Genomic DNA, 21,134 nt, shown 5'->3' on the forward strand with positions numbered 1-21,134 from the left:
CGATTTCGACGGGCTTCAGACCGAGGCGGCGAGCTTCCCCGCCATCTCCTCCAACGCCTCCGCCAGCGGGGTCGTCTTGCGCCAGATCATGCCCACCGTCCGCGCGGGCTGGGGCTCGCTGAACCGGCCCACCGAGACCGGGGCGGCGCGGGTTTCGACCTCCACCGCCATCTCGGGGATGAGCGTCACGCCCATGCCCGCGCCGACCATCTGTACGAGCGTCGACAGCGACGTGGCGTCGAGACCCAGCGCGGTGTGGGCGCGGTCGAGATCGCAGAAGGACAGCGCCTGGTCGCGGAAGCAGTGGCCTTCTTCCAGCAGCAGCAGGCGCATCTCGCGCAGCTCGTCCCGGCCGGGCATGGGGCGGTCCGCGTCGGCCTCGGGGCGGACCAGCACGAAGGGCTCGGAGAACAACGGCACCTCGGTAAAGGCCGGCTCGCCGATGGGCAGGGCGACGATGGCGCAGTCGATCCGGCCCTCGCCCAGCTCGCGCAGCAGCGCCGAGGTCACCGTCTCGCGGATGTCGATGGCCAGGTCCGGCCATCCGCGCGCCAGTTGCCCCATGAGCCGGGGCAGCAGGTAGGGCGCGATGGTCGGGATGATCCCCAACCGCAGCCGCCCGCGCAGGCCCCCCCCTGCCCCGCGCGCCGCGTCGCCGAGATCGTCCACCGATTGCAGCACGGCGCGGATGCGGGGGCGCAGCGCCTCGCCCAGCGCGGTCAGGGTCACGGACCGGCCGCCGCGTTCGAACAGCGGCCCGCCCAGCTGTGTCTCGAGCTCGCGGATCTGCACCGACAGGGCGGGCTGCGAGATCGCCGTCACATCGGCCGCGCGGCCGAAATGGGCCTGGTCGGCCAGCGCCTCGAAATAGCGCAACTGCTTGAGGGTCAGGTTCTTCATAACCTGAAGTTATGGGAAATATAGCAAAGCACAAGTTTCCCTCATGGCCCACGCCTGTTAGAACGGTTCCAGACAGGCAGGCCCACTGCCCCGAACGATCAACAAGAGCGGAGAGACCCCATGATGGACGGAAGCGACAGCCCGCGCGGCAACGGCGGCTGCCCCGTGATCCACGGCACCCAGTCGAACCAGAAGGCGCGCAGCAACCGCGACTGGTGGCCCAACCAGCTGAACCTGCGGATCCTGCACCAGAACCTGCCGGAAACGACGCCCTACGCGCCCAGCTTCAACTACGCCGAGAAGTTCAAGGCGCTGGACCTGAAGGCGCTGAAGAAGGACCTGGCCGACCTGATGACCGACAGCCAGGATTGGTGGCCTGCGGACTATGGCCACTACGGTCCCTTCTTCGTGCGCATGGCCTGGCACAGCGCGGGCACCTACCGCACGGCCGACGGGCGCGGCGGCTCGTCCAGCGGGTCCCAGCGGTTCGCGCCCCTGAACTCGTGGCCTGACAACGGCAACCTCGACAAGGCCCGCCGCCTGCTGTGGCCGATCAAGCAGAAATACGGCGACGCGATCTCGTGGGCCGACCTGTTCATCCTGACCGGCAACGTCGCGATGGAAACCATGGGCTTCAAGACCTTCGGTTTCGGCGGCGGTCGCGAGGACATCTTCGAGCCCGAGGAAGACATCTACTGGGGCATGGAAGACGAGTGGCTGGGCACCAAGGACGTCCGCTACACCTCGCATGACGGCGAGGGGCGGTTCCTGGAAAACCCGCTGGCCGCCGTTCAGATGGGCCTGATCTACGTGAACCCCGAGGGCCGCAACGGCGAGCCGGACCCGATGAAATCGGCCGAGGACATCCGCGAGACCTTCGCGAAGATGGCCATGAACGACGAGGAAACCGTCGCGCTGACCGCCGGCGGCCACACCTTCGGCAAGGCGCACGGCGCCGGTGACGCGGGGCTCGTCGGCTCCGAGCCCGAAGGCGCGCCCATGGAGGCGATGGGCTTCGGCTGGAAGAACGCGTTCGAGACCGGCATGGCCGAGCACACCACCACCAGCGGGATCGAGGGCGCCTGGACCCCGAACCCGATCAAGTGGGACATGGGCTATTTCGAAACGCTGCTGGGCAACGAGTGGGAACTGACCAAGTCGCCCGCCGGCGCGCACCAGTGGAAGCCCAAGGGCGACGCCATGGCCGACGCCGTGCCCGATGCCCACCGCGACAATGTCCGGCACGCGCCGATGATGACCACCGCCGACATGGCGATGAAGGTGGATCCCGCCTATCGCAAGATCAGCGAGGATTTCCTGGCCAACCCCGACAAGTTCGCCGATGCCTATGCCCGCGCGTGGTTCAAGCTGACCCACCGCGACATGGGCCCGAAGGTACGCTACCTCGGCGACGAAGTCCCGGACGAGGACCTGATCTGGCAGGATCCCATCCCCGCCGGTCCCAGCCTGACGGACGCGCAGGTGGCCGAGTTGAAGGGCAAGATCCTGGACAGCGGCCTGTCGGTGTCGGAACTGGTGCGGGCGGCCTGGGCCTCGGCCTCGTCCTTCCGCGGATCCGACAAGCGCGGCGGTGCCAACGGTGCGCGCGTGCGGCTGGCGCCCCAGCGTGGCTGGGCCGCGAACGACCCCGAGAATCTGGACAAGGTGCTGCCGGTGCTGGAAGGCATCAAGGACGGCTTCGACGGCGACGTGTCGCTGGCCGACCTCATCGTGCTGGGTGGCTCGGCCGCGGTGGAAAAGGCCGCGCGCGACGCGGGCTTCGACATCGAGGTGCCGTTCGCACCGGGCCGCGGTGACGCCACCGAAGAGCAGACCGACGCCGAGAGCTTCGAGCCGCTCGAGCCCAAGTCCGACGGCTTCCGCAACTACCAGGAGCGGGCCTTCACCTCGTCCCCCGAGGAGCTGATGGTCGACCGCGCACAACTGCTGACGCTGACCGCGCCCGAGATGACGGTGCTGGTGGGCGGCCTGCGGGTTCTGGGCGGCAATACCGGCGGCACGGCGCACGGCGTGCTGACCGACCGTCCCGGCCAGCTGACGAACGACTTCTTCGTCAACCTGCTGGACATGGGGACCGAGTGGGCCGTGGCCGACGAGGCGGCGGGCACCTACCAGGGCCGCGACCGCAAGACCGGCGCCGACCGCTGGACCGGCACGCGCTGCGACCTCGTGTTCGGCTCGAACAGCCAGCTGCGCGCGATCTCCGAGGTCTATGCCCAGGCGGACTCGGGCGAGCGTTTCGTCCGCGACTTCGTGGCGGCGTGGGTCAAGGTGATGAATGCCGACCGGTTCGACCTGGCGGCCTGATCTGCGTCACGAGTAAAAATGAAAAAGGCACCCCGCGGGGTGCCTTTTTTACGACAGTATGTGGGCCGGATTTACTCCGGCGCGGGCTCGACATCGACCGACGGCACGGTGACTTCGGTCTCTTCGGTGTCGACCTCGACATCCACGTCGGGAACCTCGACCGTCTCGGTCTCGGTGCCCACGTCGACCGACCCGGTCTGAACGTCGACATCGGGCATTTCGCCAGGCTCGGCCGAGACGTCCACGTCGACATCGGGCAAGGCGCCCTCGTCGGTCACGTCCACGTCGATAAAGTAGAAGGCCAACAGGGCCACGATCACCGCCACCAGGAGGGCGGCAAGAACTCCGCGTTTCATAACGCTCTCACCTTTTCGTTAAAACATCTGCGGCAAATACGCGCGGAAGCCCGGGATGTTCCGAAAAGTCTCGCGCGATGCGAATTAATCTTTGCCGCGCAAGGCCCGCACCAGCGCCAGGACCACCACCGCCCCGATCAGCGCCGTGATCAGGATGACCAGCAATCCACCGGCCGCCAGGATGCCAAGGCCCAGCGCGGCCAGGATGAACGGCAGCGCGACCGCCCCCGCGATGCCGGCGATCAGGTAGAGAAGCCGTTGCCGGCCGGCCAAGGCGCCGGCGATGAGCCCTGCCACCGCGCCGATGACAACAAGCAGGATCAGCGCCGTCGCGCCGATCACGTCCAGGATCTGTTCCATAGCGGTCCCCTCATGCGTCCGTTCGCACAGCGCACGAGGGGTGTTCCGGGTTCCCTCAATAGGGCCTGTCGCAGCGCACCGTCAGCTGCACCTTGCCCTTCACCGCCTTGCTCCAGCGCAGGCGCACGCGGTTGTTGGCGGGTCCCTCCAGCGGCGTGGCGGCGGGCATGTCGTAGACGGCAGACCCGCCGCTGTCGGTGATGCTGCCCTGCGCAACCACACCGGGGATCGTCCGGCTCCACCCGCCGAAGGGCAGCCACGGGCCGGGATCGAGCGTCCAGTTCTGCGCGGCCGAGCCTTGGGTGAATTCCAGCGTCACCGGGTTGATGGTTTCCTGCAGGATGTTGTTGAAGCTGTTGGCCGAGAAGTCGATCACCCTGTGCCGCGAGGCATCCAGCGGCGCGATCGAGTCGTCCACCCGTTCGACCCGGTTCAGCGGACCGTTGATCGACCGGAACGTGTTGCCCGTGACGCTGAGCCCCTGGATGAAATGACCGGTGCCGAAGGGCTTCACCACGATGAAGGTGAACCAGTCGGCCGCGTTCAGCGCGTTGAAGATGTTGCCGGTCAGGCTGAGCCCGCCAAAGCTGAACTGGTTCGCGAAATCCGGGAACGGCTCGTACTGGTTCGACATCTCGATGTGGCAATTGTCGATGTAATTGCCGGTGATGATCGTCTTCGGGTTGGTCTGGGTGAACACGCAACCCGCCGTCAGGGGCCCGTCGGGGGTGTTGTCGCCCTGGAACCAGTGGTTGCCGACGATGATGTGGCCCGAGCCGTTCAGCACCATGGTCGTGCCAAACCGCTGGAACCGACTGTCGCGGATCTTGGCGTCGTTGGCGTTCACGTTGAAGCCGACGCTGATCCGTTGCGGCGCGGCGACGGGCTGTTCGTCGGACACGAACAGGCAGCGGTCGACCATCAGGTCCTGGCAGCCCCGCCCGTGGCTGGTGATGCCGCGATGGCTGGGCTTGGTCATCGACACGTCCCGGATCTGGAAGGTCTCGCCCAGGGGCGGCAGCAGAATGCCGCTGGCCTTGCCGTCCATCTGGAAATCCACGTCGTCGATGGTGAATTTCGACATCTTGGTGAAGCCCGAGAAGTCGAGCACGTAGCGATAGCGCGTGAAGGTATAGCTCTGGTTCGCCGCCGCCCCCCAAAGCGGCGCCGAAGGCTCGATCGTGCCCGCGCCTAGGTTGCGCGACCGCACGAAGACCTCGCGCCCCACGCCGGTGCCCTCGACCCGCGCGCCGACCTCGATATTCGCGATGCCGGTCACGTTGCTCAGCCGGGTGGGATTGGAGCCCGGGTTGTACTGGGCCGTGGCGGTGACGGTGCCCGGGGTCCAGCCGGTGCCGGACTTGACGTTGAACTGGCCGTTGCGGATGACGCGCCGGATCTCGAACACCGTCTCGTTCGCGGCCTCGGCCATGTCGATGGGGCCGAACACGTCGATGCGCCGCCCGCCCAGGTCCAGCGACTCGTGATCCGCGTTGGACAGCAGGGCCTGGAACGCCTTCTTGAAGGCTTCGACCTCGTCCCCGAAAGCGTCGATATAGCTTGGCAGGTCGAAGTTCCTGCGCAGCAGGAACCGCCGGTTGCGCGGTTGGGTCACCGTGCCCTCGAACCGGATGCGGGTGTCGATGGTCACGTCCTGCCCGAGGTAGTAGGTCCCGGCGGGCACGATGATCTCGCGCCCCGCCGACGCGGCATCGGCGGCCTCGAACGCGGCCGAGTCGTCGGTCACCCCGTCGCCCTTGGCCCCGAAATCAACCACGTCGACCACGGGGATCACCTTGCGCAGGTAGGCGCCGGTGATGTCCTCGATCACCAAGTCGTCGATGCGCACCACGCCGCCCGACGGCCCGGTCAGGTCCAGCCCGAAATAGCCGTAGGTGGGTTCGCCCCCCCAGGCCATGTCGACGCCGCCGCGCGCGCCCGGTCCCACGATGGCCGAGACCTCGACCACCTCGCCGTAGCTCGTCAACGGCACCGACGTCCCGGTTTCGGGGATGCCGTCCACGGCCACGTCGTTGCCGCGCCCGGCCCAGCCGGCGATGCGCACGGAGGGAAGGTTGCCCGACACCGCCTTCACCCGCGCGGTGATGCGCAGGTAGCAGCCCGGCTCGATCGGGGTGCGGATCATGTAGCGCAGCCGCTGCGTGGCCTGGGTCTTCAGAAGTTCCAGCGCGCCGCCGAAATCCTGGTCGGCCGGGACGAAGGCCGCGTTGGACGCGTTTTCATAGGTGGGCGATCCGGCGGTGCCATCACCGCTGGACCAGACGTCGAGCCCGGCGGCGAAAGGCGTCGGCATCAGGACGATGCCGTCGGTGATGGTCTTGTTCATGGTGGTCCCCGCGTGAATGGCGCGCGCCCCGGGAAGACCGGGCCGCTTCGGGGACAAGGGATAGGCAGGCGGGCGTTAAGACGGCCTGCGCCCTGCGTGCGGTGGCCTCAGGCGCCGACCTGGGGGGCGCGCAGCAGCCGCACGCCGTTGATCTGCCACCCGTCCGCGGTCTCGATCATCTCGTATTCCAGGACGTGCAGCGCGCCACCGGTGTCGCGCATCATCACCCGCTGCTGCACCCGGTCGCCCAGCGGTCGGGCGTCGAGGAAGGTCACGTCCTCGGGGCGATAGACCATGGGATAGCCCTGCCGCACCATCTGGCCGAACCGTTCGGGCGTGCCGAACATACCCTTGATCATGGGCGAGGCATAGGTGAACGCGGTGGCGAAATCGTCGGCCCGGAAAGCATCGAGCTGGGCGCTGATGACCCCTTCGATGGCAGCATCCTCGGCCGGTGCGATGACGGGCGCGACCAGCGCGGCGGCAAGACAGGCGGTGAAAAGCGGTTTCATAGGCAATCCTCCTACGGTCAGAGACACGAGAGGATGATGGCGCAAGTTTCGGATCTGCCCATGCGACGATTGGTGTCGGCGGGCCTGTCAGCTCATCTGTGACAGGCGCGCCACGTAGCGGGCCAGCGTGTCGATCTCGAGGTTAAGCCGGTCGCCCACCTTGCGCGCGCCCCAGGTCGTGACCTGCTTGGAGTGGGGGATCAGGTTCACGTCGAAGGACGCCCCGTCCACGGCGTTCACGGTCAGCGACGTGCCGTCCAGCGCGATCGAGCCCTTGGGCGCGATGTACCTGGCCAGCGCCTCGGGCGCCTCGATGGTGAAGCGGGTCGAGCCGTCGATCTCTTCCATGCCGGTGATCCTCGCCACGCCATCCACGTGACCCGACACGATATGCCCGCCCAGCTCGTCGCCCACGCGCAGGCTCCGTTCCAGGTTCAGCCGCGTGCCGGGCGCCCAGCCCGTGTCGCCGATATTGGTCTTCGACACGGTCTCGGCGCTGATCTCGACCTCGAACCATCCGCGCGGGTCGGTGCCGGTGTCGGTGACGGTCAGGCAGATGCCGTCGCAGGCGATGGACGCGCCCAGCGGCACGGTCGCGATGTCGTAGGAGGTGGCGATCCGCGCGCGCAGGTCATGGGGACGCTCGACCTTCAGAACCTCGCCGATATCGGTGATCAGTCCGGTGAACATGCGCCGCTCCTTCGTGGTGGGATCCTGCCGCGGATATGGCCCGCGCGGGGCAGCGGTGACAAGGGCTGCACCATCCGGGACATTAAATAACCACCTTTCCACGCCATGATCCCGGTGATTGAGTGGCGGGGACCATGAAGATGAGCGGTGATATCCACGACCCGGGCCAAAGGCGGTTCCTGTTCCTTCAGGGGCCGCACGGACCCTTTTTCGGCCGGCTGGGCCGGATGCTGTCGCTGGCGGGGGCGCCTTGCTGGCGCGTGGGGTTCAACCGCGGCGACCAGGCGTTCTGGCCCGATGCCGACCGCTACATCGCTTATCGCGATGCGCCCGAGGCTTGGCCGCAGACCTTCCGCGATCTCGTGGCCCGGCACGGGATCACCGATATCGTCCTTTACGGCGACGCGCGCGCGATCCACGCCGAGGCCATCGCCGCCGCCCGCACGCTGGGCCTGACCATCCACGTCTTCGAGGAAGGATACCTGCGGCCCTACTGGGTGACCTACGAGCGCGGCGGCTCGAACGGCAACTCGGCGCTGATCGGGATGGACGTCACCGGGATGCAAAAGGCGCTGGCCGCGTCCACGGGCGAGCAGCCCGAGGCCCCGGCCCATTGGGGCGACATGCGCCAGCACATCTTCTACGGCGCCGCCTACCACGCCTTCGTGCTGCTGATGAACCGGCGGTACCGCAACTTCCGCCCGCATCGCGCGCTCAGCGTCGCGCAGGAATTCCGGCTGTACCTCAAGCGGCTGCTGCTGATGCCGGCGCTCTGGGCCGACCGGGTCATCGCGACCGCGCGGGTGCGCGGGGGCGGCTATCCCTACCACGTGGCGTTGCTGCAGCTGGAACACGACAGCAGCTTCCAAGCGCATTCTCCCTTCGGCACCATGACCGAATTCCTGGACCTGCTGATCGACGGCTTCGCCACCGGGGCGCCGGGGCACCACCACCTGGTGATCAAGGCCCACCCGCTCGAGGACGGGCGGGTCGACCTGCGCGCCCATATAAGGCGCCGCGCCGCCGATCGCGGGGTCTCGGGCCGGGTGCATTTCCTGCGCGGTGGCAAGCTGGCGCAACTGCTCGACCATGCCCGGTCGGCCGTGACGGTGAACTCGACTGCCGCGCAGCAGGTCCTGTGGCGAGGTTTGCCGCTGAAGGTGTTCGGCACGGCCGTCTACGCCAAGCCCCAGTTCGTGTCGGATCAGCCGCTGCCCGATTTCTTTCGCTGGCCCGACAGCCCCGACGCCCGCGCCTACCGCGATTACCGCCGGTTCCTATTGGAGACCAGCCAGATCCCGGGGTCGTTCTATTCGGCCAAGGGGCGACGGCAATTGCTGCGCCAAGTGGTGGATCTCATGCTGGCGCGCGACGATCCCTACGAGCTTTTGCAGAAGGGGCGCGCGGCTCCAAGGCAACAGTTACGCGTCGTGACCTGAACCCGCACGACCGTCAGGCTTTCAAAAATACAACATCCGGTCTACGCTCGGCTACAAAAAGTCGAGGCAGAATAACAAGGTCGAGGAGACCGGGCAGTGAAAATCCAATATTCCCGCTGGGGCAAGCCCGTTGCAGCCCTGGCAATCCTGGCCGTTTTGGCCGGGTGCGGGCTGCCGCGAAGCGGCCCGACCAAACGCGAAATCTTCGCCGGATCCGTCCAGCGCGAGGGAGACGCCTTCATCGTCTCCGTCAATTCCCGGGTGACGCGGGCCACGGCGGTCTATACGTCGCTGGGCTTCTCGCGGAGCTTCGTCAACGCCGGTGTCCTGGGATCTGACACGATCCAGCCGGGCGACACGCTGGGCCTGACGATCTACGAGAATGTCGACGACGGGCTGCTGGTGCCCCAGGGCGCACCGTCGGCCGTGCTGGAAGAGGTGCAGGTCGACGGAAACGGCTTCATCTTCGTGCCCTACGCGGGTCGTGTCCGGGCCGCCGGCAACACGCCCGAGGCCATCCGGCGCATCATCACCGACCGGCTGGACAGCCAGACGCCCGAGCCGCAGGTACTGGTCCGGCGCCTTCAGGGCGACGGCACGACCGTATCGGTCACCGGCGGCGTCGGCGCGCAGGGCGTCTATGCCATCGAACGTCCCACCCGGACGCTCACCGCCATGCTCGCGCGCGCGGGCGGCATCGCCATCCCGAACGAGACCGCGCAAGTCACCGTGGTGCGCCATGGCCGGCAGGAAAAGGTCTGGTTCCAGGATCTCTACGAGAACCCGCATTTCGACATCGCCCTGCGCGGCGGCGACAAGATCCTGGTCGAGCAGGACCAGCGCAGCTTCAGCGCGCTCGGCGCCACCGGCACGCAGCAGCTGGTGCCCTTCGACCGGCAGACGATCTCGGCCATCGAGGCCATCGCGCTGGTCGGTGGTCTCAGCACCAACCTGGCCGACCCGACCGGCGTTTTCGTCTTCCGCAACGAGGCCGAGGTCATCGCCGAACAGGTGCTGGCCCGCGACGATCTGCAGGGGGCGCAGCGCATGGTCTACGTGCTGGATCTCACCGCGCCGAACGGCATGTTCGAGGCGCGCGATTTCGCCATTCGCGACGGCGACACCGTCTACGTGACCGAAGCGCCCTATACCCAGTGGCAGAAGACGCTGTCGGCCATCACCGGCACAGCCGCGACCGCCAGCAACATCGACTCGCTCGGCGGCAACTAGGCCCGTGGCCCCTGGGCCGTCCGAGCCGGGCAAAAGGCTGTTCGCCTACAATGGCGGGTTCCTGAACGCGCGCGTGCGCCGCATCCTGGCCTTGGCCGGCCATCGCCTGACCACCGGGCGGCCCGGCGACGGAGACGCGGTGGCCGTCTGGGGCCGCTCTCCCACCGCCCACCGGGGCGAGACCATGGCGGCGCGATGCGGCGTGCCGCTGGTGCGGGTCGAGGATGCCTTCCTGCGTTCGCTGCATCCCGGTCGCACGGGCGCGCCGCCCCTGGGCCTGCTGCTGGATCGCAGCGGCGTGCATTTCGACAGCAGCCATCCATCCGACCTGGAAACCATGCTGGCGAGTGCCGCGCTGGACGACACCGTTCTGCTGGACCGCGCGCGCGACGTGATCGACCGCCTTCGCCGCGATCACCTGACGAAATACTGCGCCGTCGATCCCGACCTGCCCCTGCCCGACCCGGGCTACGTCCTGGTGGTGGACCAAACCCGCGGCGACGCATCGATCACCCACGGGGCCGGATCCGAGGAACTATTCGCCGAGATGCTGGCCTTCGCCCGGATCGAGAACCTGGGCGCCCGCATCGTCATCAAGACCCATCCCGAAACGGCCCAGGGCTTCCGCGACGGCCATTTCTCGGAAAAGGACAAGGACGCCAAGACCATCCTGCTGGACACGCCCGTGTCGCCCTGGAGCCTGCTGGAGGGCGCCGTTGCGGTCTACGCGGTGACCAGCCAGATGGGATTCGAGGCGATCCTGGCGGGCCATCGACCGCGCATCTTCGGACAACCGTTCTACGGCGGCTGGGGCCTGACGCAGGACGAGAACCCCCAGCCCCGGCGCGAACGCAAGCTGACCCGCGCGCAGCTCGTGGCGGGCGCGTTGATCGAGTATCCGCTCTGGTACGACCCCCATCGCGACCGGCTGTGCGAGATCGAGGATACGCTTGATGCGCTGGCCGCCGAGGCGCGGGCCTGGCGCGAGGATCGCCACGGTTGGATCGCGGGCGGCATGCGGCTGTGGAAACGCGGACCCTTGCAGAAGGTCTTCGGTCGCCACCGCGCCATGGTATTCGAACCCGACCCCGACCGCCTGGTCGCCCGCTCGGAAGGGACAGGACGGCGTGCCATGTGCTGGGCGGGAAAGCTTCCGCCGTCACTGGCCGCCGCGGCGATCCACCGGGTCGAGGACGGGCTTCTCCGCTCGCGCGGGCTGGGCGCAGACCTAGTGCCACCTCTGTCGTTGGTCGTCGATCCCGAGGGCATCTACTACGACCCCACCCGCCCCTCGCGGCTGGAGCATCTCATCGCCCGCAGCGTCGATCTGAGGCCGTCCGAGGTCGAACGCGCGCGGCGTCTGATCGCGCGCCTGACGGCCGATGGGCTGACCAAGTACAATATCGGCAGCACCACGCTGCCCGATCTTCCCCGCGACCGGCACGTGATCCTGGTGCCGGGCCAGGTGGCCGACGATGCGTCGATCCGCCTGGGCACGGACGCGGTGTCGGAGAACGCGGCCCTGCTGGCGTGGACCAGGGCCGAGAACCCGGATGCCTTCCTGGTCTACAAGCCCCACCCGGACGTGGAGGCCGGCCTGCGCGAGGGCGCCATACCAGCGGACGACGCCGACCTCGTGCTGGCCGGCACCGATGCGGCCGCGCTTCTGCGGGCCGTGGATGCGGTGTGGACCATGACATCTACCGTCGGGTTCGAGGCGCTGCTGCGCGGCGTGCCGGTCACCTGCCTGGGCACGCCGTTCTACGCGGGCTGGGGCCTGACGGCCGACCTGGGGCGCGTGCCCGCCCGGCGCGTGGCGCGTCCGAGCCTGGTCCAAATGGTTCACGCGGTGCTGATCGGCTACCCGCGTTACCACGATCCGGTGACCGGCACGCCCTGTCCCGTCGAGGTCGCCGTCGACCGGCTGGCCGCGGGAAAGGCCCTGCCCCGCTCGCCCCTGAACCGCATGCTGGCCAAGGCGCAGGGCGCGCTGGCGTCACAGGCGCATCTCTGGCGCTAGGCGCGGGTCCAGGTCGCCATGACGTCGCCGCCCACCGGGCGCGCATCTTCCAGCGCGAACCGTGGTGCATCGGCCAGGGCCGACAGGCCCAGCGCGCCCAGCGACGGCTGGCCCTCGGCGCCCAGGGCGACGCCGGCGGTGAACCCCACCAGCCGGTCCACCAGCCCGGCCTGCAAAAGGGCGGCGCCGAAGCTGCCGCCGCCTTCGCAAAACACGCGGGTCAGCCCCGCGTTGCCCATGGCGTTCAGCAAGGCCGCGGGGTCGACCCGCCCCCGGTCCAGCGGCAGCTCGATCAGGCGCGCGCCAAGTCCCGCCCAGTGGTCGCGGCGGTCCTGCGGCGCGTCGGGGCCATGGCAAAGCCACAGACCGTCATTCGCGCTGCCTTCAAGCCGCCCGCCCAGTGGCAGGTCGAGCCGCCGAGCGGCGACGATGCGCACGGGCTGGCGGGCCACGCCCAGATCCCGCACGGTCAGCATCGGGTCGTCCGCACGCGCCGTGCCGCCCCCGACGAGCACCGCGTCATGGATCATCCGTTGGGCGTGAACGGCCCGCCGCGCGCCGGGTCCGGTGATCCAGCGTGACTCACCGCTGGCCGTGGCGATGCGGCCGTCGAACGACGTCGCCAGCTTCAGCGTCAGGCGCGGCCGCCCCTGCCCGATCCGCGTGAGATAGCCCGCCTGGTCGGCCCGTGCCGCCGCTTCGCCGACACCGATCTCCACCTCGATCCCCGCCTCGCGCAATCGCGCATGCCCGCGCCCCGCCACGCGCGGATCGGGATCCTGCATGGTGGTGATGACGCGCGCGACGCCCGACCGGATCAGCGCGTCGGCGCAAGGCGGCGTGCGCCCGTGATGCGCGCAGGGTTCGAGCGTGACGAAGACATCGGCGCCGCGCGCGGCATCGCCGGCCTGCTCCAGCGCCATGGTCTCGGCATGGGGGCGTCCGCCGGGCTGGGTCCAGCCGCGGCCGACGACGCGCCCGTCCTTGACCACGACGCAGCCTACGGCGGGGTTCGGCCACGCCTGACCAAGACCGCGCCGTCCAAGGGACAGCGCGTGCGCCATGAAGGCCGCGTCGGTCACTCTTCCGGCTGTGCGGGCGGGCGCAGTTCGCTGACAAACTTGTCGAAGTCGTCGGGCGCCTGGAAATTCTTGTAAACGCTGGCGAACCGCACGTAGGCGACGGTGTCGATGCGGGCGAGGCTTTCCATCACGATCTCGCCGATAACCTTCGACGGGATGTCGGTGTCGCCCATGGATTCCAGCCGCCGCACGATGCCCGAGATCATCTGGTCCACCCGCTCGGGCTCGACCGGGCGTTTCTGCATCGAGATGCGGACCGAACGTTCCAGCTTGTCGCGGTCGAAATCCTCGCGCCGGCCGTTGGTCTTGACCACGACCAGGTCGCGCAGCTGCACCCGTTCGTAGGTGGTGAACCGTCCCGCGCAAGCCGGGCAGAACCGGCGACGCCGGATCGCCACGTGGTCTTCGGCCGGGCGCGAGTCCTTAACCTGGGTGTCGATATTGCCGCAGAAAGGACAGCGCATGCGGAATTCCTTGGGTTCGGTCAGCCGTTGGACACGACCACTATAGGCAGCCCCGCAGAGCTTGGGTAGCCCGGAATTTCCGTCGCTAGATAGGCTTCCGTGAACCGGTGCCGGGTGCCCCGCGTTGCCCGTGCGCAATCAGATGGCATCACAGGAGCGACCCATGGCAAATAAGACCTTGTTCATCACCGGCGCAAGCTCGGGCATCGGCGCGGCGACGGCCCGCGCGGCGGTCGCGGGCGGCTGGAACGTGGCGCTGTTCGCCCGGTCCGAGGACAAGCTCGGCGCGCTCGTGGACGAGCTGGGCGATGCGACACTGGCCCTGCCCGGCGACGTGACCGACCTTTCGGCGCTGGAAGACGCGGTGACCCGGGCCGAGTCGCATTTCGGCGGCATCGACGCGGGCTTCGCCAATGCCGGGCGCGGCATGAAGAAAGCGGGCACCGTCGAGGGCGATGCCGACGACATGCGCGGCATGGTCGACGTGAACGTCATGGGCCTGCTCTGGACCGCTCGTGCGGTCATCCCGGCCCTGAAGAAGACGAAGGGCACGCTGGTCCTGACCGGTTCGGCCGCCGGGCGGCGCCACATCTCGGGCTCGATCTATGGCGCGACCAAGTGGTTCGTGCACGGCTACGCCGGCAACATGGCCGAGGAGATGCGCGAATGGGGCGGGCGCTGCACCGTCATCGCGCCGGGCATGGTCGATACGCCCTTCTTCGACGAGGGAAAGCCCGACAAGCTTCAGCCCGAGGACGTGGCCGACGCGGTGATGCACGCGATCACGGCCGACCCGCGCGCGGCAGTGCGCGAGATCTTCCTCATGCCGCAGAACTGAAGCCCTAGCGCCGCGCGGCCGGGCTGTCGCACAGGAAGCGCGCGTAGCCCGCGGTCAGGCCGGGGCTGTCCGACAGGCGCAGCAGCCCCGGATCGACCGCGCGCGCGACGTCCAGCGAGAAATCCATCGCCTCGCCCCCGCGGCGGGGCGGCGGGCTGGTGCGATAGATCCGCGTCGCGGGCGAAACCCCGAGGATGCTGATCGCGTAGTCCCCCGCCGCGCACCAGAAGGCGCGCGGCCCTGACAGCCCCTTGTAGGGCACGGTGAAATCGCCTGTCCCGCTGCCTTCGACCACCAGCGAATTCTCGGCGATGAAGGCGTGGGACGGCAGGGCGACGAGGCTGGCCAGAAGGGCGGCGGCGAGTGTGCGGGTCATGGGGACGGCTCCGGTCTCGGGCGGTTTTGCACAGTCTAGCGCGGTTGCACGGGCGACACATCCCCGCCGCGCCTCACGGCTCAGTCATCGGCGGCAAAATGCAGCGCCACCTGCCGGCTGTGCGGGCGACGGCGGTGCTCGACCAGGTAGATTCCCTGCCAGGTGCCCAGAACCATGCGGCCGCCCTGCACCGGGATCTGCAGGCTGACCGGCAGGTGCGCGGCCTTGATATGGGCGGGCATGTCGTCCGGCCCCTCGGCCCGGTGAGCGAGGTAGTCCATCGACGGATCGTCCGCCGGGGGCGCCAGCCGGTCGAGCCATGCGAGGAGGTCGCGCTGCACGTCGGGATCCGCGTTCTCCTGGACAAGAAGCGAGCACGAGGTATGGCGCACGAACAGGGTCAGAAGACCGTCGCGGCGCGGCAACCACTCGGCCACGCGGTCGGTGAATTCGGTCAGGCCGGGGCCGCGGGTGTTGATGGTGATCGTTGTCTGCATGCGACAATGCTGCACGCCCCGCCCGGGCGGTGCAAGGGAACGACCGCCCCCGGACAACTGTTCTTTCGGCAAAACAGGAGGATAGCATGACCGACCCGAAGACAGGCCCCGGCACGACCGACGATCCCAACCAGGCGACCAACACCGGATTGCCCGAAAAGCCGGCCATCAAGCCGGACGTGCCCGATGACGACAGCGACCCGCAAGACCCCACCAGCGGCCCCGGATCGACCGAAGATCCCAACCAGGCAAGCCGCACCTGAGGTCATTTCCCCACCTGTCCCCGGGGCGCGCGGGCCGCTAGGCTCGCCGCCATGGATATCGCCGGCTCCCTTGCCCGCTGGGGCGTTCTGTTCGTCTACCTGGGCTGCGTGGTGGAAGGCGACGCCGTGGCGATCAGCGCCGGTGTGCTGGCCGACCAGGGGCGGCTGCCCTTCTGGCCGGTGGTCTTCGCCGCGGCGCTGGGGGCGTGGACCTGGGACATGGGGATATTCACCGCGGGACGGATTTTTCGCGGCCATCCGCGCATCGCCAGGGCGCTGGAGCATCCCCGCGCGCAGCGGGTCACGCGGCGCCTGCTGCGGCGGCCGTGGCTTTTGGCGGGCATCTTCCGGTTCATTCCCGCCACGCGCACGGTGGCACCCCTGGCGCTGGCGACCGGATCATCCATACGCGCCGCGACCTACGCGGCGATCACCGGGCCGGCCTGCCTTCTCTGGGCGATGATCGCGGTGACGATCGGCGCCGACCTCAGCCGGCTTCTGTCGGCCGTCTGGCGCGAGGCGCGCAGCGAGATGCAGATCGCGGCGGCCCTCGCCCTCGGCGGCGTGGCCATCTTCGCCTGGCGCCGCTGGAGCCTTGCCCGCGCCCGGGCGATCAGCCGAACCCTCGACGACCCCGAGCGCTAGAGCGTCCTAGTCGCTGAACAGACGTTCGCCCTGCTCGTCGATCATCTGGCGCGCCTTGGCGAGGCTGGCCTCGGCCGCGGCCTCGAAGCTTTCCAGCCGGTCGGCCCGGATCAGGTGATGGCTGCGCGTGGTGCCGCCCACGTCTTTCTCGATCAGCGCGCCGATGCGAAACTGTCCACCATCCTTGGCGGGCTGCGGCGTAATGGTGAAGCCCTTGTAGGTTTCCGAAGGCTGCTCGGCCGGAGCCTTGTCGCCTGCGCGACCGAAGAGACGTTTCAGAATAGACATCACACCCTCTCCTTGATCGGGGCCGTTACAAGGGCGGCTTCGCGTGGGCCGCCGCCGGGGCCCTCGTCGCGGCCCAAAGACATGATCGCGATACCGGACTGCACGCCGGCGAACACGATGCCGTTCAGCACGAAAAAGATCGCGGCCGCGAACCAGCCGCCCGCGACATGCGTCACAAGATGCCCGATCCCCGCCACGTCGAACCATAGCACCAGCCCGGTGAAGATGGCGGCCAGCGCGAAGCCGAAGACGGCGTTCAGAATGTAGATGCGGACGATCCGCGGCAGCCGCGCCAGCGCCGCGGGCCGCCTGCGGAAGGGGTCGGTCAGGGAAAACATCGCAATCTCCCTCTCGGCATGCCCGGCCCCTGGCCGGGTTTCTAGGGACTACTGGTCGACGAACGACCGCAGCTTGCGCGACCGGCTGGGGTGCTTGAGCTTCCTGAGCGCCTTCGCCTCGATCTGGCGGATCCGTTCGCGGGTCACGCTGAACTGCTGGCCGACCTCTTCCAGCGTGTGATCGGTGTTCATGCCGATGCCGAAGCGCATCCGCAGAACCCGCTCCTCGCGCGGGGTGAGGCTGGCCAGAACCCGGGTCGTGGTTTCCTTCAGGTTCTCCTGGATGGCCGAGTCGAGCGGCAGGACGGCGTTCTTGTCCTCGATGAAATCGCCCAGCTGGCTGTCTTCCTCGTCGCCGATGGGCGTTTCGAGGCTGATCGGTTCCTTGGCGATCTTCATCACCTTGCGAACCTTCTCCAGCGGCATCTGCAGCTTGTCGGCCAGCTCCTCGGGCGTCGGCTCGCGGCCGATCTCGTGCAGCATCTGGCGCCCGGTGCGGACCAGCTTGTTGATCGTCTCGATCATGTGGACCGGGATACGGATCGTCCGGGCCTGATCGGCGATCGAGCGGGTGATCGCCTGGCGGATCCACCACGTGGCGTAGGTCGAGAACTTGTAGCCGCGGCGATACTCGAACTTGTCGACGGCCTTCATCAGGCCGATATTGCCTTCCTGGATCAGGTCCAGGAATTGCAGGCCCCGGTTGGTGTACTTCTTCGCGATGGAGATCACGAGGCGCAGGTTCGCCTCGACCATCTCCTTCTTGGCCTGCCGGGCTTCCTTCTCGCCCTTCTGAACCTGCTGCACGATGCGGCGGAATTCGCTGATGTCGACGCCCACGTACTGGCCGACCTGGGCCATCTCGCCGCGCAGCTCCTCGACCTTGGGGGTCGAGCGCTCGATCAGCGCCTGCCAGCCCCGGCCGGACTTCTCGCCCATCCGGTCGAGCCAGGTGGGGTCGAGCTCGTAGCCGCGGTATTCCTCGACGAATTCGCGGCGGTTGATGCGGGCCTGGTCGGCCAGCTTCACCATGGCGCTGTCGATGGACATGATCTTGCGGTTGATGCCGTAAAGCTGGTCGATCAGCGCTTCGATACGATTGTTGTGCAGGTGAAGCTCGTTCACCAGCTCGACGATCTCGGCGCGCAGCTTCTGGTACTTGGCCTCGTCCGCCTCGCTGAACGAGCCGTCCTCGTTCAGCGTGGCCGACATGCGCAGGTCCTGCATCTCGCTCAGCTCGGCGTAGTCGCGAGCGATGACGTCCAGCATTTCCAGCACGCGCGGCTTCAGCGCGGCTTCCATGGCGGCAAGGCTCATGTTGGCCTGCTCGTCCTCGTCCTCGTCGTCATCCTTCGAGATCGGGTTGCCGTCGGCATCGACGTCGGGCTGGTCGTCCGACGAGCCCTTGTCCGAGGTCTCGGCGCCGGCGGCGGCAACGCCGCCGACCACGGCGGTCTCGTCCTCTTCCCCCTCTTCGCCCATGGACCGGCCGAAGGTCGTCTCGAGGTCGATCACGTCGCGCAGCAGGATGTCCTCGGACAGAAGCTCGTCGCGCCAGATGGTGATGGCCTGGAAGGTCAGCGGGCTTTCGCACAGCCCCAGGATCATCACGTTGCGGCCGGCCTCGATCCGCTTGGCGATGGCGATCTCGCCCTCGCGGCTCAGCAGTTCGACCGATCCCATCTCGCGCAGGTACATGCGCACCGGGTCATCGGTGCGGTCGAGCTTCTCGCTTTCGGTGGTCGAGACGGCGACCTCGCGCGAGGTCGAGGTGGTGGCGACCTCGGTCGAGCCCTTCTTGTCCTCTTCCTCGGCCTCGTCATCCTCGATGACGTTGATGCCCATCTCGCTGAGCATCGACATCACGTCCTCGATCTGCTCCGAGCTCACCTGCTCGGGCGGAAGAACCTGGTTCAGCTGGTCGTAGGTTATGTATCCACGTTCGCGCGCCTCGGAGATCATCTTCTTCACCGCGGCCTGGCTCATGTCGAGCATCACCTCGCCGTCGGCGTCGTCCTGCTTGCGCTCGTCGTTGTCTTTCGCGGCCATACGCCATTCCCTTCCCACGATCGGGTCGTGCTACTGTCCCCGCAGACGCCCCGGATCAGATGCGCGAATCATTTGGCTCGGATGATTCGCAGAAATTCTTACCGATTCGATTACCAAAATGTTCTCTGGGTTCCCAGAGACCCGGATCACTTGTTCCTATCTGTCGCACTTAGGCCGATCTGGCTCAGAAGCCCGTCCAGGGCGTTACGTTCGGCCCGGCTCATCATCACACCGTTGGGCGCTTCCTCGTATTCCGTCGTGTCCTCGGCCTGGCCCTGCGTCGCCTGGTCGCGAACGCGGGCGGCCTCGCGCAGGCGCCAGGTCAGCGCCTCGCCGGTTTCGGCCGCGAAATCCTCCATCGCCTCGGCGATCTCGCGGGCGGCCCCCTGCCCCGCAAGAAGCTTTGCCAGCTCCTCGCCCAGGCAGATCCCGGCCAGGTCGCGATCATCGCCCTTCAGGGCCGGGACCACCCGCAGATGGCCCGCCGCGGCGAGCTTTTCAAGGGCAGCGGACGGGGCGTCAGCGTGCACGAGCTCCGCCTGCCGTTCGGGGTCGGCCCCGGCGTGCCGCAGCAGGGCGTCCGCCACCCCCGCGTGCCCGTCGCCGCGCCAGTCGATCTCGGCCAGCGCGTCCTCGACCCTCAACGTCAGGTCCGGGAACCGCAGCAGCACGGCCAGCACCACCTGTTCGCGCAGGTTCTGCTCGACCCGGTCGCCACCGGTGGCCAACAGCGAGGCGCGCGTGGTCGTCACCGGCACCTGCGGCGCGGCCCCCCGCCGCCCACCCAGGCCCGGCTGCCACGTGCCCCGGGGCTTGCGCGGATTGAAAAGCTGCCAGCGGCGTTCCTTGATGGCGTCGCCGTAGTGGCGCTTGAGCGACGGGTCGGAAATGCGCGAGATCTTGTCGCGCAACTCCTTGTCCAGCGCGGCGCGCGCCTCGGGCGTGTCGAAGCTGCGGCCCTCGGTCTGGGCGTCCCACAGGAGGTCGACCATGGGCAGCGCGGCCTCCAGGGCCTTCTGCATCGCGGGGGCGCCACCCGATTTCAGCAGGTCGTCGGGGTCCTGCCCCGCCGGCATCATGCAGAACCGCAGCGACCGCCCCGCCCCGATCAGCGGCAGCGCCAGGTCGACCAGGCGCAGCGCCGCGCGCCGCCCGGCCACGTCGCCGTCCAGCGCGATGATCGGGTCGGGCGACATGCGCCACATGAGCTGAAGCTGCTCCTCGGTGATCGCGGTGCCCAGGGGGGCGACCGTCGCGCCGAAGCCCGCCTCGGCCAGCGCGATCACGTCCATGTAGCCCTCGGCCACGATCAGCGGCTGCTTGCCGGCCGCCGCGCGCGCGGGCCCGACGTTATAGAGCGTCCGCCCCTTGTCGAAGAGCGCGGTCTCGGGCGAGTTCAGGTATTTCGCGTTGTCGTCGGGATCCATCGCGCGGCCGCCGAAGGCGATGCAGCGCCCGCGCGCGTCGCGGATGGGAAACATGATGCGGTTGCGAAACGTGTCGTAGGGCGCCTTGCCATTGCGGCTGGGCTTGGCCAGCCCCGCGTCGACCAGGCGTTCCACCGCGATGCCCTTGCCCGCCAGGTGCTCGCGCAGCGCGTCCCAGGATGCCGGCGCGAACCCGAGGCCCCAGCGGTCGCAGGCCGCGCCGTCCAGCTTGCGGCCCTTGAGATAGTCGCGCGCCGCCTGCCCCGCCCCCGCGCGCAGTTGCATCTGAAAGAACCGCGCGGCGGCTTCCATGATCTCGACCAGTGTGTCGCGCTTTTCGGCGCGAGCCTGCGCCTGCGGGTCGCGGTCGGGCAGCTTCATGCCGGCCTCGTCGGCCAGCAGCTTTACGGCGTCGATGAACGGCAGGTTCTCGGTCGCCATGACGAAGCCGATGGCATCGCCTTTCTCGTGGCAGCCGAAGCAGTAGTAGAAGCCCTTGCGGTCATCCACGTGGAAAGAGGCCGTCTTTTCCTGGTGGAACGGACAGGGCGCCCACATGTCGCCCTTGCCCTGGTTCGACTTGCGCGGATCCCACGTGACCTTGCGCCCAACCACGTGCACGAGGCTGAGGCGCGAGCGCAGTTCATCGAGGAATCCGGGGGGCAGGCTCATACCCCTCATATTG

At 68.3% G+C, this 21,134-nt stretch carries 21 protein-coding genes; 7 read left to right on the top strand and 14 right to left on the bottom strand.

The genetic code is table 11. The annotated features are described in order from the left end of the window. Window positions 1-15 precede the first annotated feature (15 nt). Window positions 16-900, bottom strand: a complete 885-nt coding sequence (locus BUB76_RS14470) for a hydrogen peroxide-inducible genes activator (protein ID WP_073129511.1) — start codon at window positions 898-900, stop codon at window positions 16-18. Window positions 901-1,023: 123 nt separating this feature from the next. On the opposite strand from BUB76_RS14470, the gene katG reads away from it, so the two are divergent. Continuing rightward, window positions 1,024-3,228, top strand: coding sequence for a catalase/peroxidase HPI (katG, locus tag BUB76_RS14475; protein ID WP_073129566.1), 2,205 nt, complete (start codon window positions 1,024-1,026; stop codon window positions 3,226-3,228). A gap of 71 nt (window positions 3,229-3,299) precedes the next feature. Here the strand turns inward: katG and BUB76_RS14480 are convergent, their stop codons facing one another. The 5 genes from BUB76_RS14480 to BUB76_RS14500 form a co-directional block, all read right to left on the bottom strand. Then, the gene (locus BUB76_RS14480; protein WP_073129512.1) at window positions 3,300-3,584 is read right to left on the bottom strand and encodes a hypothetical protein; all 285 of its coding nucleotides are present in this window, start codon (window positions 3,582-3,584) and stop codon (window positions 3,300-3,302) included. An 84-nt stretch (window positions 3,585-3,668) separates the two neighbouring features. After that, entirely contained in the window at window positions 3,669-3,944 is a 276-nt protein-coding gene (locus BUB76_RS14485) for a GlsB/YeaQ/YmgE family stress response membrane protein (RefSeq protein ID WP_073129513.1), read from the bottom strand. Between the two features lie 55 nt (window positions 3,945-3,999). Further along, a complete protein-coding gene (locus tag BUB76_RS14490) occupies window positions 4,000-6,291 on the bottom strand; it encodes a glycosyl hydrolase family 28-related protein (RefSeq protein WP_073129514.1) in 2,292 nt (763 codons plus the stop codon). Between the two features lie 107 nt (window positions 6,292-6,398). Continuing rightward, the gene (locus BUB76_RS14495; RefSeq protein WP_073129515.1) at window positions 6,399-6,803 is read right to left on the bottom strand and encodes a DUF4864 domain-containing protein; all 405 of its coding nucleotides are present in this window, start codon (window positions 6,801-6,803) and stop codon (window positions 6,399-6,401) included. Window positions 6,804-6,890: 87 nt separating this feature from the next. Then, complete coding sequence (locus BUB76_RS14500) at window positions 6,891-7,493, bottom strand: riboflavin synthase (protein ID WP_073129516.1); 603 nt, start codon at window positions 7,491-7,493, stop codon at window positions 6,891-6,893. Between the two features lie 134 nt (window positions 7,494-7,627). Here BUB76_RS14500 and BUB76_RS14505 point away from each other — a divergent pair, with 134 nt between their 5' ends. From BUB76_RS14505 to BUB76_RS14515, 3 genes are all read left to right on the top strand, one after another. Then, complete coding sequence (locus BUB76_RS14505; protein WP_073129517.1) at window positions 7,628-8,932, top strand: capsule polysaccharide biogenesis protein; 1,305 nt, start codon at window positions 7,628-7,630, stop codon at window positions 8,930-8,932. A gap of 96 nt (window positions 8,933-9,028) precedes the next feature. Then, a complete protein-coding gene (locus BUB76_RS14510; protein ID WP_236737928.1) occupies window positions 9,029-10,162 on the top strand; it encodes a polysaccharide biosynthesis/export family protein in 1,134 nt (377 codons plus the stop codon). A gap of 4 nt (window positions 10,163-10,166) precedes the next feature. Next, window positions 10,167-12,182, top strand: a complete 2,016-nt coding sequence (locus BUB76_RS14515; RefSeq protein WP_073129518.1) for a capsule polysaccharide biogenesis protein — start codon at window positions 10,167-10,169, stop codon at window positions 12,180-12,182. On the opposite strand, the gene ribD is transcribed toward BUB76_RS14515, so the two are convergent. Both ribD and nrdR read right to left on the bottom strand, forming a co-directional pair. After that, window positions 12,179-13,264, bottom strand: a complete 1,086-nt coding sequence (gene ribD, locus BUB76_RS14520) for a bifunctional diaminohydroxyphosphoribosylaminopyrimidine deaminase/5-amino-6-(5-phosphoribosylamino)uracil reductase RibD (protein WP_373280058.1) — start codon at window positions 13,262-13,264, stop codon at window positions 12,179-12,181. The two genes, BUB76_RS14515 and ribD, sit on opposite strands and share 4 nt — an antisense overlap. Continuing rightward, a complete protein-coding gene (gene nrdR, locus BUB76_RS14525) occupies window positions 13,261-13,728 on the bottom strand; it encodes a transcriptional regulator NrdR (RefSeq protein ID WP_073129519.1) in 468 nt (155 codons plus the stop codon). The genes ribD and nrdR overlap by 4 nt, the downstream gene beginning before the upstream one ends. 163 nt (window positions 13,729-13,891) lie before the next feature. On the opposite strand from nrdR, the gene BUB76_RS14530 reads away from it, so the two are divergent. Next, window positions 13,892-14,566 (top strand): SDR family oxidoreductase, encoded by a 675-nt coding sequence (locus tag BUB76_RS14530; RefSeq protein WP_073129520.1) that lies wholly within the window; start codon window positions 13,892-13,894, stop codon window positions 14,564-14,566. A 4-nt stretch (window positions 14,567-14,570) separates the two neighbouring features. On the opposite strand, the gene BUB76_RS14535 is transcribed toward BUB76_RS14530, so the two are convergent. Together BUB76_RS14535 and BUB76_RS14540 are read right to left on the bottom strand one after the other, a co-directional pair. Next, a complete protein-coding gene (locus tag BUB76_RS14535) occupies window positions 14,571-14,942 on the bottom strand; it encodes a hypothetical protein (RefSeq protein ID WP_073129521.1) in 372 nt (123 codons plus the stop codon). Between the two features lie 80 nt (window positions 14,943-15,022). Further along, window positions 15,023-15,439: a secondary thiamine-phosphate synthase enzyme YjbQ gene (locus BUB76_RS14540; RefSeq protein ID WP_073129522.1), complete on the bottom strand. Its 417-nt coding sequence runs from the start codon at window positions 15,437-15,439 to the stop codon at window positions 15,023-15,025. A gap of 86 nt (window positions 15,440-15,525) precedes the next feature. On the opposite strand from BUB76_RS14540, the gene BUB76_RS18000 reads away from it, so the two are divergent. Next, window positions 15,526-15,702 carry a hypothetical protein gene (locus tag BUB76_RS18000; RefSeq protein WP_175481785.1) on the top strand — a complete coding sequence of 59 codons (177 nt, stop codon included), beginning with the start codon at window positions 15,526-15,528 and terminating at the stop codon, window positions 15,700-15,702. A 51-nt stretch (window positions 15,703-15,753) separates the two neighbouring features. Then, the gene (locus tag BUB76_RS14545; protein WP_073129523.1) at window positions 15,754-16,347 is read left to right on the top strand and encodes a DedA family protein; all 594 of its coding nucleotides are present in this window, start codon (window positions 15,754-15,756) and stop codon (window positions 16,345-16,347) included. Window positions 16,348-16,353: 6 nt separating this feature from the next. On the opposite strand, the gene BUB76_RS14550 is transcribed toward BUB76_RS14545, so the two are convergent. The 4 genes from BUB76_RS14550 to dnaG all read right to left on the bottom strand — a co-directional run bounded on the left by BUB76_RS14550 (window position 16,354) and on the right by dnaG (window position 21,121). Continuing rightward, window positions 16,354-16,635 carry an HlyU family transcriptional regulator gene (locus BUB76_RS14550; protein WP_073129524.1) on the bottom strand — a complete coding sequence of 94 codons (282 nt, stop codon included), beginning with the start codon at window positions 16,633-16,635 and terminating at the stop codon, window positions 16,354-16,356. Continuing rightward, window positions 16,635-16,973, bottom strand: a complete 339-nt coding sequence (locus BUB76_RS14555; RefSeq protein ID WP_236737929.1) for a hypothetical protein — start codon at window positions 16,971-16,973, stop codon at window positions 16,635-16,637. The genes BUB76_RS14550 and BUB76_RS14555 overlap by 1 nt, the downstream gene beginning before the upstream one ends. Window positions 16,974-17,021: 48 nt before the next feature. Then, window positions 17,022-19,022, bottom strand: coding sequence for an RNA polymerase sigma factor RpoD (gene rpoD / locus BUB76_RS14560; RefSeq protein ID WP_073129525.1), 2,001 nt, complete (start codon window positions 19,020-19,022; stop codon window positions 17,022-17,024). 146 nt (window positions 19,023-19,168) lie between these two features. After that, window positions 19,169-21,121: a DNA primase gene (gene dnaG, locus BUB76_RS14565; protein WP_073129526.1), complete on the bottom strand. Its 1,953-nt coding sequence runs from the start codon at window positions 21,119-21,121 to the stop codon at window positions 19,169-19,171. Window positions 21,122-21,134 lie beyond the last annotated feature (13 nt).

The sequence above is a fragment of the Palleronia salina genome (assembly GCF_900141995.1).
Lineage (GTDB): Bacteria > Pseudomonadota > Alphaproteobacteria > Rhodobacterales > Rhodobacteraceae > Palleronia > Palleronia salina.

Coding starts and splice junctions, on each gene's coding strand:
- BUB76_RS14470 (WP_073129511.1), bottom strand. CDS start 900: ATGAAGAACCTGACCCTCAAGCAGTTGCGCTATTTCGAGGCGCTGGCC.
- katG (WP_073129566.1), top strand. CDS start 1,024: ATGGACGGAAGCGACAGCCCGCGCGGCAACGGCGGCTGCCCCGTGATC.
- BUB76_RS14480 (WP_073129512.1), bottom strand. CDS start 3,584: ATGAAACGCGGAGTTCTTGCCGCCCTCCTGGTGGCGGTGATCGTGGCC.
- BUB76_RS14485 (WP_073129513.1), bottom strand. CDS start 3,944: ATGGAACAGATCCTGGACGTGATCGGCGCGACGGCGCTGATCCTGCTT.
- BUB76_RS14490 (WP_073129514.1), bottom strand. CDS start 6,291: ATGAACAAGACCATCACCGACGGCATCGTCCTGATGCCGACGCCTTTC.
- BUB76_RS14495 (WP_073129515.1), bottom strand. CDS start 6,803: ATGAAACCGCTTTTCACCGCCTGTCTTGCCGCCGCGCTGGTCGCGCCC.
- BUB76_RS14500 (WP_073129516.1), bottom strand. CDS start 7,493: ATGTTCACCGGACTGATCACCGATATCGGCGAGGTTCTGAAGGTCGAG.
- BUB76_RS14505 (WP_073129517.1), top strand. CDS start 7,628: ATGAAGATGAGCGGTGATATCCACGACCCGGGCCAAAGGCGGTTCCTG.
- nrdR (WP_073129519.1), bottom strand. CDS start 13,728: ATGCGCTGTCCTTTCTGCGGCAATATCGACACCCAGGTTAAGGACTCG.
- BUB76_RS14530 (WP_073129520.1), top strand. CDS start 13,892: ATGGCAAATAAGACCTTGTTCATCACCGGCGCAAGCTCGGGCATCGGC.
- BUB76_RS14535 (WP_073129521.1), bottom strand. CDS start 14,942: ATGACCCGCACACTCGCCGCCGCCCTTCTGGCCAGCCTCGTCGCCCTG.
- BUB76_RS14540 (WP_073129522.1), bottom strand. CDS start 15,439: ATGCAGACAACGATCACCATCAACACCCGCGGCCCCGGCCTGACCGAA.
- BUB76_RS18000 (WP_175481785.1), top strand. CDS start 15,526: ATGACCGACCCGAAGACAGGCCCCGGCACGACCGACGATCCCAACCAG.
- BUB76_RS14545 (WP_073129523.1), top strand. CDS start 15,754: ATGGATATCGCCGGCTCCCTTGCCCGCTGGGGCGTTCTGTTCGTCTAC.
- BUB76_RS14550 (WP_073129524.1), bottom strand. CDS start 16,635: ATGTCTATTCTGAAACGTCTCTTCGGTCGCGCAGGCGACAAGGCTCCG.
- BUB76_RS14555 (WP_236737929.1), bottom strand. CDS start 16,973: ATGTTTTCCCTGACCGACCCCTTCCGCAGGCGGCCCGCGGCGCTGGCG.
- rpoD (WP_073129525.1), bottom strand. CDS start 19,022: ATGGCCGCGAAAGACAACGACGAGCGCAAGCAGGACGACGCCGACGGC.
- dnaG (WP_073129526.1), bottom strand. CDS start 21,121: ATGAGCCTGCCCCCCGGATTCCTCGATGAACTGCGCTCGCGCCTCAGC.